Here is a 14444-nt window from a genome sequence, read left to right as displayed (position 1 = left end):
TTTATCTTTGTGTATAAGGTGTAATAAATTACGCCTTGTTTTTTGTTTAATGTTTTGTATTTTTCCGCCCTGGTAGCCGCGTCCTTTTAGGGCGCGTTGTTTAGATCTGCTTTTCGGAATAAGGCGTAATGGATTATTTCAAGGATAAAAGCCTGTTTATTATTAAAAATTCATGTTTTGCAATATCATTCCAGTAGAATTGAGAAATAAACTTTGTATTGATTGCAGCCGGGGTTTTAGATTTAAATGTCTTTAATATCTCCTCCGCGTATAATTCATGGTCAAAGCGGGGGATTCGTATCACATGATTTTTAAAAACCTTAAACGCCGGAAGGTCATATACCACAGGCTTGCACCCGTGCTGCAGCGCTTCCAGTATGGAAATTCCCCAGCCTTCTTCCCGTGATGGAAGAAAAAATACAGCTGCTTTTGACAGCAGGGTATTTAAGTTTTTGGTATCTATATAACCTGCAATTGAAACTGCGCCTGTAAGCCCGTTTTTTTCAACGGCTTCTTTCAGATACGCCATATCTTTATCGGAACCTTTGCCTGCAACCGTAAGCTTAAGTTCCGGATTTTTTTGTGAAACTTTTTTCCAGACAGGGACAATGTCATATAATCCTTTTGACGGCCTTAATCCGCCTAAAAATACCGCCATTGATCTGTCTTTTTTTATCTTTGCGGCGGGAATCTTATTTATTCCGTTTTTTACCCTGTGAATCAGGCCTTTATAACCGTATTTTAAAAGTGTTTTGGTTATTTCTGTGCCCGCGTCCGTATCCAGTACAAATACGCAGTCCGCGCGTTTCGCGATCATCTTAAAACTGTGAAGCTGAAGAAGATATAACACCGCGTTCACCGGGAAAAAACCGGCCCTTTTAAAAGGGGAGTCATATTTGTGATGCAGCATGCAGAACCATTTTGATGCGGGATTAAGTGATTTGTATTTATACGAGGGGTATATGTCGCTATAGCAGTCGGAGCTTGTATATATAGCGCTGTATTTTTTGGTTCTAAGTTTCTTATCGGCGTCAAAAGCGGAAACAAAATATCCTATAAGCCGCTGAAAGCCAAATGTTTCCCGAATGCCCATAAACCTGTTTTTAACAGTTATCATGCCGTGAAAATAACCCGTTATTCCATACGCATCTGCGGCGTTAATGCCCCCGGAGGTTGTAAGAAAATCAGGTGTTATTTTTCCGGAAAGGTGTTTGACAATATTAAAAAGCCTTACTTCGCCGCCGCTTATAACGGGGGAATCGCCGTAACCTGTGGCAATAAAAAGAATTTTGGCCTGTTTTTTCAAAGGTTGAAATTCCCGATTAAACTGTAAAACGTTGTTTCAGACATCCCGAAAAACCCCTTTAATATTGTGACATAACGGCTAAGACAGTTAAATTTACTATAAACAGCGGTATTTATCAATATAATTGTACTTAAAAACACCAAGTATTCTTTATTGACAATTGCAATATGCAGTTATATAATCAAATAACTTATTTTACATATTAAAAAAAGTATATTTTAAAGGCGAAAAACGGAATTTTGCGTTTTTTATAAACGTTATAATTCTGTGTTTTACGCGTTTATATTTACAGGAGAGGTTCACATGGCAAAAGACACGGTTAAAGCCGGGCTTATTGGGTTTGGTACCATTGGCACCGGGGTTGTTAAATTGTTTAAGAATTCAGCGGAGCTCATAAACTCCAAGTCCGGCATTAAAGTTGAACTGGTTAAAATCTGCGACCTTGACATAAAGCGTGACAGGGGCGTTAAACTTGCTCCCGGTATGCTTACCACAAACGTAAATGACATAATAGAAAACCCCGAAATTGACATTGTGATAGAACTTATGGGCGGATATAAACCGGCGCTTGATTTTGTAACCCGCGCGTTAAAAAACGGCAAACGCGTTGTAACCGCTAACAAGGCTTTAATCTCAAAATACTGGGAAGAAATAAGCGCGGCTTCAAAAGAAGGCGACGCGGAAATTATGGCTGAAGCATCAGTGGGCGGCGGTATTCCCATACTGCGCGGCCTTGATAAAGGCCTTGCGGCAAATAAAATAGAAAAAATAATGGCTATTTTAAACGGCACCTGCAACTATATCCTGACCAAAATGACCGTTGATAAAATGTCATTTGACGCGGCTTTAAAAGAAGCCCAGCAGAAAGGTTTTGCGGAAGCTGATCCCACCCTTGATATTGAAGGGTTTGATACAATGCACAAAATTACGGTGCTTTCCAGGATGAGCTTTGGAAAAGGCATAAAACATGAAGATATTCACGTTGAAGGTATTAAGGGCATTGATTACACTGATATTAAATACGGCCAGGAAATGGGCTATGTGATGAAGCTTCTTGCCATCGCGCAGCGCTGTAAAGAAGGTATTAATGTCCGCGTGCATCCTGTGTTTGTGCCGCAGATGAACCTGTTGGCTTCGGTTAATTACGAATACAACGCCATCTTTGTCCGCGGCGACGCGGTAGGCGATACCTTATTTTACGGAAAGGGCGCGGGCGAACTTCCCACCGCATCCGCGGTATTATCAGATGTTATTTATATCGCGAAAAATATAGCCTCAGGCGCAAAGCATGTCCGCTACGCTTCAAAAGCAAAAGCTGAAAAAGTAAAAGTGCTGCCCATAGGCGAAACCGTAAACAGGTATTATATCCGCTTTAACGTTGTGGACAAGGCCGGCGTAATGGGCGAAATTACAGGCGTGCTTGGAAAGCACAACATAAGCATTGCTTCCGTAATTCAGAAAGAACAGAACCAGCACGCAAAAGTGCCGGTGGTGTTTATGACTTACGCCGCCAAAGAAGCGGATGTAATTAAAGCGTTAAAGGCAATTGATAAACTTGCGATAGTAAAAGAAAAGACTGTAATGTACAGGGTTATAGAATAAAAAAACACTGCGAAAACGGAGAATTAAAATGGAGCGCTACACGGGACTTATCAATAAATACGGAAAATACCTGCCGGTATCACGAAAGACGCCGGTTATCACATTAAACGAAGGCAATACGCCGCTTATCCGTTTTTACAGGCTTGAAAAAATGATTGGTGATAATATTGAATTGTACGGCAAATACGAAGGGCTGAATCCCACCGGTTCTTTTAAAGACCGCGGTATGACAATGGCTATATCCAAAGCTGTTGAAAAAGGGGCGCGCGCCACTATCTGCGCGTCAACCGGCAATACGTCGGCATCAGCCGCGGCTTATTCAACGCGCGCGGGCATTACAAGTTATGTTGTAATTCCAAACGGCTACATAGCGCTGGGCAAGCTTTCACAGGCGCTTATACACGGCGCAAAAGTAATTGCCGTTGAAGGGAATTTTGATGACGCGTTAAGGATTGTACGCGAAGTGTGCGACGCGCTTCCCATAGAACTTGTAAATTCGCTTAACCCTTTCAGGATACAGGGCCAGAAGACAGCCGCGTTTGAAGTGGTGGATTTTCTTGGCGACGCGCCGGATTATCACTGCATACCGGTGGGCAACGCGGGAAACATAACCGCTTACTGGATGGGTTACAGGGAATATAAAGCTGATAAAAAATCAAAAAAACTTCCTAAAATGTGGGGCTTTCAGGCTGCGGGTTCCGCGCCTATTGTGCTTGGAAGGCCGGTGGAAAAACCGGACACTATTGCGACGGCAATAAGGATAGGCAACCCAGCAAGCTGGAAACAGGCGCTTGCGGCGCGCGACGAATCTGAAGGCATGATAGATATGGTAACCGACGCCGAAATATTAAACGCGTATAAACTTCTGGCGCAGAAAGAAGGCGTGTTTGTGGAACCGGCATCCGCGGCTTCCTTTGCCGGGCTTTTAAAGTACGGAAAGAAAAATCTGCCTAAAAAGAAAAAATTAAAAATAGTGTGCACGCTTACCGGCAACGGAATCAAAGACCCGGATTGCGCGATAAAAAATGTTGAATTTAAGCCCATAGTTGTAAAAGCGGAATTAAAACAGATAATGAAGATAATAAAATAAGCAATAACCGTATACTTACAGGAGGATTATGATGAAAAAAGCATTGTTAATCGCGGGGATTATATTAACTTTTTGTATCTCTGTTTTTGCGGCAGAAGCTCCGGAGGGCGGCGGAACAGAAGCCGCAGGCGGAAAAAGCCCGCAGCTTCAGGGCGGCGAAAAAAAATCAGCGGCGGCGTTTAAGGCATACAACGCCGGATATACAAAGTACCTTGCGCATAACTATAAAGACGCGCTTAAGGATTTTAAAAAGGCGATTAAGCTTAAACCTGAATACGCCAAATCCTATAATTTTGCCGGGCTTGCGTACGCGGCAATGAAGCAGAACAATCACGCTATTCATATGTATAAACGGGCAATTAAAGCGGACGCGGTTTACGCGGAAGCTTATCACAACATGGGCATAGCTTTTGAAATAAAAAAAGACAGGGCGGCCGCTGAAAGTTTTTACCGCAAAGCCATTGAACTTGATAATGATAACCACATTTTTGTAAGGGCTTCATTGAACCTTGCGGAAATGCTGCGCGAAGACAGAAAATTTGATGAGGCGCTGCAGATATTAAGAAAAGCCATGGTATATGAACCTAACTTTGCGGAACTTCATAACGCCGCCGGGCTTGTTTATCTTGACAGCCGCGACGTGGTGGAAGACGATGAAGCTTATAATTACGCGGTTAAATTTTTCAAAAAAGCCCTTGAATTTGACCAGCATTATGTTGAAGCCGCAACTAACCTTGGCGTGGCATATTTCAGAAAGGGAATGCTTGACAAAGCCCTGAACCAGTTTGAAGCGGCGATAAAAATAAATAAAAATTTCGCCGGCGCCCATTATAATTATGCCGGCGCCCTTGTAATAAAAGGATATTATAAAAAGGCAATCGCTCATTTTAAAAAGGCCGTGGAGTTAAAACCTGATTTCTTTGAAGCATATTATGGAATGGGCAAAGCGCAGGAAAAAATAAACCTGTTTAAAGAAGCTGAAGATTCTTATAAGAAAGCCATTGCGATAAATAAGGAATACGAACCGGTGGTTCAGGCAAAGGCCGACGTCAGGGAGATAAGAAAAAGTTTTATAAGCCACATACAGTTTAAGAAAAAGGCTGTTGAAGGCGAAGAGGGCGAAGAAGAAGAGGAAGAAACAGCCGAAGGCGAAGAGGATGAGGAAGGCGAAATAGTAAAGAAAAAAGCAGTTGATGAAGAAGACGTGGAAGATTTAAGGCTTGAAGAGGAAAAAGTAAAATCAGAAGAAGATGAGGAAGAATAAAATAAGTACTGAGGGACGGATGCACAGATGCACGGAAGCGCGGATGGTTTTACTGTCCCTCTGTCCCTCTGTGCATCTGTCCCTCGGATTTTATCCGGGATAAAATTTATCTTCAAATGGATGGTAAATGTATGAAATATATAATACTTCTTGCCGACGGAATGGCAGACAGGCCGGTAAAGGAGCTTGACGGTAAGACCCCGCTTGAAGCTGCTTTTAAACCCAATATGGATTCCGTTTTCAGGCAGTCAAAATGCGGTATGGTAAAAACACTGGTGGATGGTTATCCGCTGGGTTCTGATATTGGAAACATGTCAGTTCTTGGAAATAATCCCGTTTTGCATTATACGGGGCGCGCCCCTATGGAAGCTTCAAGCATGGGTTTAAGCCTTGAACCCGACGATGTGGCTTTCAGGTGCAACCTGGTAACTGTAGATAACGGCTTAATGAAAGATTATTCTTCCGGGCATATTACCACCGCGGAGGCGGATGAACTTATTAAAGCGGTGGACGCAAAACTTGGCGGAGGCGCTTTTAAGTTTTATACCGGAAAAAGTTACAGGCATATAATGGTTACAAAAGGCGGGGAAGATATCACGGGTGTGCCGCCGCATGACATTACCGGTCAGAAACTAAGCGATAACATGCCGAAGGGAACAATGGCAAAAGAACTTATTGCCCTTATGGAAAGTTCCCGTGAAATTTTAAAAAATCATCCCGTAAACGCCGCAAGGCGTGCCGCGGGAAAAAACACAGCGGATATGATATGGCTGTGGGGGCAGGGAAGGCGTATGGAAATTCCGGGGCTTAAGGAAAAATACGGAATTTCAGGCGCGGTAATTTCGGCCGTTGACCTTGTAAACGGAATCGGCATGGCAATGGGGCTTAAGGTAATAAATGTCCCCGGAGTTACAGGCTTTATAGACACTAATTTTAAAGGCAAAGCGCAGTACGCGCTTGCGGCCCTTAAGGATTATGATTTTGTTTATGTGCACGTGGAAGCAACCGATGAAATGGGGCATATCGGCGATTATAAAGGCAAAGTGCTTGCAATAGAAAAGTTTGATTCGGAAGTGGTGAAAACGGTTATGGACGGCCTTGATGAAATCGGGGACTGCAGGCTTATGATAACGTCGGACCATGCAACCCCCATTTCGGAACGCACGCACACGGCAGAAGCGGTTCCGTTTGTAATTTACGACACAAGAAAAGATTTTAATAATACGGTGCCGGCATATTCCGAAAAACAGATAAATGAAAAAAGCGGATGCCATTATGAAAAGGCGTGGGAATTGTTTGAGGATTTTATAAAGGAAAAAATATAAGTTTTTATATTTAATATACAGGAGGAGCATATGCCTTTAGTGGTTCAGAAATACGGCGGCGCATCGCTTGCCACGCCGGAAAAGATGCTTCACGTTGCCGACAGGATTATAAAAATGAAAAAAAAGGGCAACGACATGGTTGTTGTGGTTTCGGCTCCCGGCGACACAACGGATGACCTTGTAACGTTCGCGGAAAAATTATCAGACAATCCGCCGGAACGCGAAATGGATATGCTTTTATCCACGGGCGAACAGCAGTCTATTGCTTTAATGAGTATGGCTCTTAATCATAAAGGGTGCCCGGCTATTTCTTTTACAGGACATCAGGTGGGAATAATAACTGACAGGTCTCACACACAGGCAAGGATTAAAGCAATTGAAGGTATTAACAAAATAAAGAAGGCTTTAAAAGAAGGAAAAGTTGTGGTTGTAGCCGGTTTTCAGGGTATAACTGAAGAAGAAAACATTACCACCCTTGGCCGCGGCGGGTCGGACTTAACCGCTGTAGCGCTGGCGCACGCTTTAAAGGCCGATGTGGCGGAATTCTTAAAGGACGTGCCGGGCGTTTTGACAACCAATCCGGCAGTGTGTCCGGATGCTTCCAAGATTGATTTTCTTTCATACGATGAAATGCTTGAACTTGCAAGCAGCGGAGCCCAGGTGCTTTATAACCGCTCCGTGGAATTCGCGAAAAATTACAACGTGGTGCTTCATGTAAGGGGAACATTCACCGAAACAAACGGGACAATAATTAAAAAGGAGGAATCCAAAATGGAAAAAATAGTTGTAAGCGGTATAACATACAGCAAGAATGAAGCAAAGGTGACTTTAAAGGGAGTTCCTGACAGGCCGGGTGTGGCGTCAAAGATATTTTCAACGCTTGCCGATGCGGGCGTAAATGTTGATATTATTATTCAGAACGTAAGCGAGAAAGGTACAACAGACGTTTCTTTTACAACCATCCGCAAAGACATCAAAAAAACAATAAAAGTGGTTGAGGGAATTGTTAAAAAGACCGGAGCTGCCGGGTATTCTGTTGATGAAAAAGTGGGCAAAGTTTCCGCTGTAGGCGTGGGCATGAGGACGCATACAGGAATTGCATCCAAGATGTTCGGCGCGCTTGCGGATGCTAAAGTAAATATTAATATGATTTCCACTTCGGAAATAAAGATATCCTGCGTTGTATCCGAAGATGATACGGAAAAAGCGGTAAAGGCGCTTCACGCGGCTTTTGGCCTTGGCAAAAAAAGCGGGTCAAAAAAATAAGGGGTGTATTATGGAAGATAATGTAAAGCAGGAAGCTGCGGCATCCGCGGAGAACAAGCCGGCAGAACCTAAAAAAGAGAAAAAGGAAGCTGAATTTTCCGCTGCATGGCACCTGAAAGTGCTTGCTGTAATTTACGTCCTTCTTGCGGTGTTTTACGTTATTCTTAAAGTTGTTCTTAAATAGCGCGGAATTGATTTTGAATTAAATTTCTTCAGGAGAATACAATGGCGGCAAAAAAGATATCCATATATGATACATCTTTAAGGGACGGGTCCCAGAGCGCAAGGATAAATTATTCGCTTGAGGATAAGCTGACCATTGCGAAAAGGCTTGATGAACTTGGCGTGGATTACATTGAGGGCGGCTGGCCCATGAAGGGCGTTAATAACAAGGATTTTGAATTTTTTAAGAAAGCAAAAAGACTTGAATTAAAGCACGCCAAGCTTGCGGCTTTTGGGTCCACAAGGCGCGCGAAAAACAAAGTTCAGGATGATGTAACGCTTAATTCGCTTTTGGAAGCAGGCACAAAAGTAATAACGATATTTGGAAAATCCTGGTCGCTGCATGCCGAAAAAATACTTGGCATATCGCTTGAAGAAAACCTTAAAGTAATTTATGAATCCGTGGCATATCTTAAGGATAAAAAGAAGGAAGTTATATTTGACGCGGAACACTTTTTTGACGGGTACAAGGACAACCCGGAATACGCGATAAAGTGCCTTTTAGCCGCGCAGAAAGCCGGCGCAGACTGCCTGTGCCTTGCGGAAACAAACGGGGGCGCCCTTACTCATGAAATTGACGAAATAACAAAAGAGGTAATTAGGGCTGTAAATACAAAACTGGGAATTCATACGCATAATGATTCTGAACTTGCGGTGGCTAACAGCATAATGGCTGTGAAAAACGGAATAACGCAGGTGCAGGGGACAATGAACGGATTTGGGGAAAGGGCGGGCAACGCCAACCTTATGTCCATAATCCCGATACTTTCACTTAAAATGGGATATGAAACAATTCCATCTAAAAACTTAAAAAAGCTTACAGAGACTTCTCATTTTCTTTTTGAAGTGGCAAATATTCCGCCTGATGACAGGCAGCCCTTTACAGGCAAGAACGCTTTTGCCCATAAAGCCGGCGTGCACGCCAACGCGGTTTTAAAAGAAGCAAGCGCGTACGAACACATGAATCCCGAACTTGTCGGAAATACAAGGCAGATATTAATATCCGACCAGGCTGGCGCAAGTTCGCTGATGTTTAAGGCGAAACAGTGGGGTATTGAACTGCATAAAGATGACCCGCGTACAAAAGAATTTATTGTTCAGATAAAAAAGATGGAAGAAGAAGGGTACGAATTTAAGGATGCCGACGCGTCACTTGAGATGTATTTAAAGAAAAACATGTTAAAGCATCACAAATTCTTTGAACTTGAAGGCCTTAAAGTGATAGTTGAAGACAAGGGCGGGGTAATGGTGTCCGAAGCGACGGTAAAGTTAAAGGTTAAAGGGCAGATTGAACACACGGTTGCCGATGCAGTGGGCCCGGTGGGAGCCCTTGACAGCGCTTTAAGAAAAGCCCTTATTAAATTCTATCCTAAGATAAAAGATATGCACCTTGTTGATTTTAAAGTAAGGGTGCTTGAAGGTTCCGCGGGGACAAGCGCGAAGGTGCGTGTTTTAATTGAAAGTTCCGATAAAAATGACGTCTGGACAACGGTGGGCGTATCTGAAAATATAATAGAAGCAAGCTGGCTTGCGCTTGTGGATTCTGTTGAATATAAGCTGTTAAAAAAGTAATAAGTTTTCGTATTTGAATTTGTAGGGATAGCGCTCCCGCGCTGTCCGGTTCTTCTGTTTTAATGTCTTGCACTTGTACTTGTCCGGTTCTACACGGTACTTTTAATGTGCCATAATCTGTATGACAGGAGTTTACAATGAAAGCAGAAGTTTATTTTACGCCTTTTGGGGCAAAACATTTTGACGACAGCATTTTATCGCGCCTTGAAAAGATGTTTGACCGTTCCGGAGCCGGAAGTATAATTAAAGACGGTGATCTGGTTGCCGTTAAAGCGCATTTTGGAGAACATGGAAACGTATCCTTTATATCTCCGGTTTATTACAGGGCCATAATTGACAGGATTAAAATGTGCGGCGGAAACCCTTTTATAACCGACAGCAACACGTTATACGTGGGTGAAAGAAACAATGCGGTAAAGCATCATAATATTGCCGCGAAACACGGGTTTACGATAGAAACTGCCGGGGCTCCCGTGATAATAGCGGACGGGCTTTTGGGCACTGACTCTGTTGAAGTTGAAATAAACGGCAGGCACATAAAAAAAGCAAAAATAGCTTCGGCCATATATTGGGCGCCAAAAATGATAGTTGTTTCCCACGCCAAAGGCCACATGCTTACGGGTTTTGGAGGCACTTTAAAAAATCTTGGAATGGGCGGCGCGTGCAGGGCCGGAAAACAGGAGCAGCATTCCGGACAGGTTCCAAAATTCATAAGCGATAAATGCACCGGCTGCGGCGAATGTGTTGAATGGTGTAATTTTAACGCGATTGAAATAAACGGCGGCAAGGCAGTTAATATTTCTGATAAATGTTCGGGCTGCGGTGAATGTATTGCCGCGTGCAGGTTTGACGCGATTGAAAGCAACTGGGATGTTGACCCGTCAGTGATGCAGGAAAAAATGGCGGAATACGCGGCAGCATCGGTTAAAAATAAAAAGAAAGCGGTTTTTTATTTTAACTTTATTATTAATGTGACGCCGGAATGCGACTGCGCGCCGTCAAGCGATAAGTATCTTGTGCCTGATATCGGAATACTTGGTTCTTTTGATCCGGTTGCTCTTGATGCCGCGTCAGCTGATATGATTAATAAAGCTTCTGTTATAATGCCCAATGTGCTGGAAAAAGAAAGCTATGAAATGAAACACGCGGAAAACGACAAGTTTCGGATGGTTCACCCAAAGATGGACTGGCAGGCGCAGCTAAAGCACGCCGAAGAGCTTGGAATGGGAACAAGAGAATACGAAATTATAGAGGTTTAAAAAACCGGAGCAGAGATGAACAATAAAGCAATAGGGGTTTTTGATTCGGGGCTTGGCGGCCTTACAGTTGTAAAAGAGATTATGAAAATATTGCCTGATGAAAAGATAATATATCTTGGCGATACCGCAAGGACGCCTTACGGCACAAAAACAAAAGAGACCATAATCCGTTTTTCCGTTGAAAACACTAATTTTCTTTTAAGAAAAAACGTAAAAACCGTCGTTGTCGCGTGCAATACCGCTTCTGCCCTTGCTTTAAATGAAATTAAACAGAAATTCGGAATAAATATAATAGGCGTTATTGATGCCGGCGCAAGGGCTGCTGTTGCCGCGACAGAAAATAAGCGTATCGGCGTAATAGGCACAAAGGCGACAATTGGCAGCGGAATTTACGAAAAAACAATAAGAAAATTTAATCCGGACATAAAAGTATTTTCAAATCCCGCGCCTTTGCTTGTGCCTCTGGTGGAAGAAGGGTGGCTGGACAGGCAGGAAACAGCCGGTATTTTAAAACACTATCTTGAGCCTTTTAAAGGCAAAAAAATAGACACTTTGGTGCTTGGCTGCACGCATTACCCTCTGTTAAAACCCCTTATCCGTAAAATAATGCCGGATGTTAACGTGATAGATTCGGGCAAAGAGACTGCTGCTGTTGTATCCAACCTTCTTATAATGAAGAATCAGGTTGCAAAAAAGGGTAATTCAAAAACTTCGGCTTTTTATGTCACTGACACCCCTTCGGCTTTTAACAGGGTTGGCGCTATGTTTTTAAAAGGCAGTATGATTAAAGCGAAAAAAATAAATCTGTAAAGAATAAAAAGGCGGTTTTAAATGTACGAACTTATGGTAAAAGACACTTTTGCGTCAGCGCATAATTTAAGGGACTATAAAGGCAAGTGCGAACACCTGCACGGACATAACTATCTGGTGGAAGCGTACTTTAAAAGGGAGACTCTGGAAAAAAACGGCCTTGCAGTGGATTTTAACGTCTTAAAGACAGCCCTTAAAAAAGTCACGGAATATCTTGACCATAAATACTTAAATGATGATGTGGAGTTCTTTAAAATTAATAATACCTCCGCGGAAAACATAGCAAGGTTTATTTATGAAGAACTTGAAAAAGAGGTTAAAGAAGCGCGGGTCAGCAGGGTAAGCGTATACGAATCGGAAAAAGCAATGGTCTCATACACCAAATAAAAAAAGCGGGTGCCTTATGCGGGATAACAGGGATAATAACCAGATGAGGGAAGTTAAGATAACCCGTAATTTTATGAAGTATGCCGAAGGCTCCGTGCTTGTGGAATTCGGCGATACAAAAGTTATCTGCACGGCCACGGTTCAGAACGATGTGCCTCCGTTTTTAAAAGGCAGAGGAACAGGCTGGGTGACGGCTGAATATTCCATGCTGCCGTGTTCCACCAATACAAGAAACCAAAGGGACTCTGTTAAAGGCAAACCCAACGGCAGGGCGCAGGAAATACAAAGGCTTATTGGCAGGTCGCTGCGCGCGGTTATTGATTTTAAGAAACTTGGGGAGCGGACAATAATAATAGACGCGGACGTAATGCAGGCTGACGGCGGCACAAGGACAGCCGCAATTACCGGCGCTTATGTGGCTCTTTATGACGCGGCGGAAAAATTAATGAAAAGCGGGGAAACTGAATCTTCCGCGGTAAATGAAATTATAGCTGCGGTTTCTGTGGGTATGAAAAACGGGGAAGTTCTGCTGGACCTTGACTATAAAGAAGATTCCAGCGCGGATGTGGATATGAATATAGTAATGACGGGGTCCGGTAAATTTATAGAGCTTCAGTCCACGGCGGAAAGAAAGCCTTTCACAACGGAAGAATTAAACGCCATGATAGCTTCCGGTAAAAAGGGAATTGAAGAACTGTTTAAAATTCAGAAAAAAGCGCTGGGGATCTGATAAATGACCGAAATAATTCTTGCTTCCAACAATAAAAATAAGGCCCTGGAAATCGCGCATATATTCAAAGGTAAGAAAGTCAGGGTTTTAACCCTTGATGAAATTGGGTTTAAAGGGGATATAAAAGAAACCGGCGAAACCCTTGCGCAAAACGCCGCCATTAAGGCGCGCGCGGTAAGAAAAATGGCTAAGGGCAGAATTATAATCGCGGATGATTCAGGGCTTGAAGTTGAATATCTGGCAAAGGCGCCCGGTGTTTATTCGGCCAGGTTTGCCGGCCCCGGCTGCACTTATAATGATAACAATCTTAAACTGTTAAAACTTATGCACGGCGTAAAAAAGGCGCAAAGAAAGGCATCTTTCAGAACTGTCATCTGTATTGTTTTCCCTGATGGCAGGGAAGCTTTTGCCGAAGGCAGGGTAAACGGGTATATAAGTGAAACGGTTACGGGCAAACAGGGGTTTGGCTATGACCCTGTGTTTTTCTATGCGCCGATGAAGAGGACATTTGCTGAAATGACGTTTTCGCAAAAAAATATGGTTTCTCACAGAAGAAAAGCTTCGGTAAAAGCGTGGGAAATTATTAAGAAAGAGTTAAAGAAAAAAACTGTTTAACTTTTTTAACCTGTAAAAACGCTATATTTTTAAAGGGTTTTAAAGGCGTGTATCTGGCTTTGAAACCCTATTTTAATTCATAAAAATTTTTATTGACAATAAAATGTAAATAATATATTATGGCTTTACTCACTTAAAATAAAGTATAGTTTTGGAGGATACATGAAAAGAATATCTGCTGCAGTGTTTGCATGCGTTTTCCTGTTTATATTTAATATAACCATTTTTGCATCTCAGGAAGTCCTTTCTTCAAAAACTAATAAGACAGATTTTAAGGCTACCGCCAAAATTATAGGCGTTGCTGATGCCAATAAACAGTATTCATATGTGGATATGGGCAAAGCCCAGGGCGTTAAAGTAGGGGATAAGTTTTATGTGGAAGGCAAGTATGGCAAGGTTCAGGTGGAAGTGGTTCAGTCTTTTGACAGAATGTCTGCCGTTAAAGTCGTTGACAGCTACCTTCTTGGCGAAGGACAGGAAGGCCAGATAATACCGCAAAGCAGATATGCAAAAGCTGAAATTAAACAATATCGCGTAAAACCATATACGGTTGTAAAAAAGAAACCTGCTGCTAAAAAGAAAGTTGCAAAGAAAAAGGCAGCACCTAAGAAAGCACCTGTTGTTGCAGAGCCGGTTATAGAAGCGCCTTTGGCTCCTGAATCGGGTTCTGAATTCCCGGGAATGGATATAATGGCAGAACCGGGCATGGAAGCAGAACCCGGAATGGATATGATGGCAGAACCCGGTATGGAAGCAGAACCCGGTATGGATATGATGGAAGAACCGGGTATGGATATGGGAATGGATATGATGGCAGAACCGGGATTAGAAGGTATGCCCGGCGATGATCTTGGAATGGATTCAGAAATGGGAATGGGAGATGAAAGTGTAGGATTACCGGGTGAAGATATGCCTGCTGATGATATGGGAATGGACGATATGGGCATGGGCGATGACATGGGAATGCCTGCTGATGATATGGGAATGGACGATATG

14 protein-coding genes are annotated in these 14444 nt (G+C 42.9%); 13 read left to right on the top strand and 1 reads right to left on the bottom strand.

The genetic code is table 11. The annotated features are described in order from the left end of the window. Positions 1-133: 133 nt before the first annotated feature. Positions 134-1306, bottom strand: coding sequence for a glycosyltransferase family 4 protein (locus tag JXR81_01765; GenBank protein MBN2753572.1), 1173 nt, complete (start codon positions 1304-1306; stop codon positions 134-136). Between the two features lie 303 nt (positions 1307-1609). Here JXR81_01765 and JXR81_01760 point away from each other — a divergent pair, with 303 nt between their 5' ends. From JXR81_01760 to JXR81_01700, 13 genes are all read left to right on the top strand, one after another. Next, the gene (locus JXR81_01760; GenBank protein ID MBN2753571.1) at positions 1610-2908 is read left to right on the top strand and encodes a homoserine dehydrogenase; all 1299 of its coding nucleotides are present in this window, start codon (positions 1610-1612) and stop codon (positions 2906-2908) included. A 28-nt stretch (positions 2909-2936) separates the two neighbouring features. After that, positions 2937-3998: a threonine synthase gene (locus JXR81_01755; protein ID MBN2753570.1), complete on the top strand. Its 1062-nt coding sequence runs from the start codon at positions 2937-2939 to the stop codon at positions 3996-3998. Positions 3999-4029: 31 nt separating this feature from the next. Beyond that, positions 4030-5262, top strand: a complete 1233-nt coding sequence (locus JXR81_01750) for a tetratricopeptide repeat protein (protein ID MBN2753569.1) — start codon at positions 4030-4032, stop codon at positions 5260-5262. Between the two features lie 131 nt (positions 5263-5393). Beyond that, a complete protein-coding gene (locus JXR81_01745; GenBank protein ID MBN2753568.1) occupies positions 5394-6587 on the top strand; it encodes a cofactor-independent phosphoglycerate mutase in 1194 nt (397 codons plus the stop codon). A 30-nt stretch (positions 6588-6617) separates the two neighbouring features. Next, complete coding sequence (locus tag JXR81_01740; protein MBN2753567.1) at positions 6618-7853, top strand: aspartate kinase; 1236 nt, start codon at positions 6618-6620, stop codon at positions 7851-7853. 10 nt (positions 7854-7863) lie between these two features. Further along, on the top strand, positions 7864-8037 hold the full coding sequence (locus tag JXR81_01735; protein MBN2753566.1) for a hypothetical protein: 174 nt from the start codon (positions 7864-7866) through the stop codon (positions 8035-8037). 41 nt (positions 8038-8078) lie between these two features. Next, on the top strand, positions 8079-9647 hold the full coding sequence (locus JXR81_01730; GenBank protein MBN2753565.1) for a citramalate synthase: 1569 nt from the start codon (positions 8079-8081) through the stop codon (positions 9645-9647). Between the two features lie 137 nt (positions 9648-9784). Next, positions 9785-10906 (top strand): DUF362 domain-containing protein, encoded by a 1122-nt coding sequence (locus tag JXR81_01725; GenBank protein ID MBN2753564.1) that lies wholly within the window; start codon positions 9785-9787, stop codon positions 10904-10906. 15 nt (positions 10907-10921) lie between these two features. Beyond that, positions 10922-11716, top strand: coding sequence for a glutamate racemase (locus tag JXR81_01720; protein ID MBN2753563.1), 795 nt, complete (start codon positions 10922-10924; stop codon positions 11714-11716). Between the two features lie 21 nt (positions 11717-11737). Then, entirely contained in the window at positions 11738-12103 is a 366-nt protein-coding gene (gene queD, locus JXR81_01715) for a 6-carboxytetrahydropterin synthase QueD (protein MBN2753562.1), read from the top strand. A 16-nt stretch (positions 12104-12119) separates the two neighbouring features. After that, the gene (gene rph, locus JXR81_01710; protein MBN2753561.1) at positions 12120-12833 is read left to right on the top strand and encodes a ribonuclease PH; all 714 of its coding nucleotides are present in this window, start codon (positions 12120-12122) and stop codon (positions 12831-12833) included. A gap of 3 nt (positions 12834-12836) precedes the next feature. After that, positions 12837-13448, top strand: a complete 612-nt coding sequence (gene rdgB / locus JXR81_01705) for an RdgB/HAM1 family non-canonical purine NTP pyrophosphatase (GenBank protein MBN2753560.1) — start codon at positions 12837-12839, stop codon at positions 13446-13448. A 162-nt stretch (positions 13449-13610) separates the two neighbouring features. Further along, on the top strand, positions 13611-14444 hold an 834-nt coding region (locus tag JXR81_01700), incomplete at its 3' end, for a hypothetical protein (GenBank protein MBN2753559.1).

This window comes from Candidatus Goldiibacteriota bacterium, from assembly GCA_016937715.1.
GTDB lineage: Bacteria > Oederibacteriota > PGYV01 > PGYV01 > PGYV01 > PGYV01.
The sequence above is the reverse complement of the archived record's forward strand: the minus strand, read 5'-3'. Positions and strand labels throughout refer to the sequence as shown.

Coding starts and splice junctions, on each gene's coding strand:
- JXR81_01760 (MBN2753571.1), top strand. CDS start 1,610: ATGGCAAAAGACACGGTTAAAGCCGGGCTTATTGGGTTTGGTACCATT.
- JXR81_01755 (MBN2753570.1), top strand. CDS start 2,937: ATGGAGCGCTACACGGGACTTATCAATAAATACGGAAAATACCTGCCG.
- JXR81_01750 (MBN2753569.1), top strand. CDS start 4,030: ATGAAAAAAGCATTGTTAATCGCGGGGATTATATTAACTTTTTGTATC.
- JXR81_01745 (MBN2753568.1), top strand. CDS start 5,394: ATGAAATATATAATACTTCTTGCCGACGGAATGGCAGACAGGCCGGTA.
- JXR81_01740 (MBN2753567.1), top strand. CDS start 6,618: ATGCCTTTAGTGGTTCAGAAATACGGCGGCGCATCGCTTGCCACGCCG.
- JXR81_01735 (MBN2753566.1), top strand. CDS start 7,864: ATGGAAGATAATGTAAAGCAGGAAGCTGCGGCATCCGCGGAGAACAAG.
- JXR81_01730 (MBN2753565.1), top strand. CDS start 8,079: ATGGCGGCAAAAAAGATATCCATATATGATACATCTTTAAGGGACGGG.
- JXR81_01725 (MBN2753564.1), top strand. CDS start 9,785: ATGAAAGCAGAAGTTTATTTTACGCCTTTTGGGGCAAAACATTTTGAC.
- JXR81_01720 (MBN2753563.1), top strand. CDS start 10,922: ATGAACAATAAAGCAATAGGGGTTTTTGATTCGGGGCTTGGCGGCCTT.
- queD (MBN2753562.1), top strand. CDS start 11,738: ATGTACGAACTTATGGTAAAAGACACTTTTGCGTCAGCGCATAATTTA.
- rph (MBN2753561.1), top strand. CDS start 12,120: ATGCGGGATAACAGGGATAATAACCAGATGAGGGAAGTTAAGATAACC.
- rdgB (MBN2753560.1), top strand. CDS start 12,837: ATGACCGAAATAATTCTTGCTTCCAACAATAAAAATAAGGCCCTGGAA.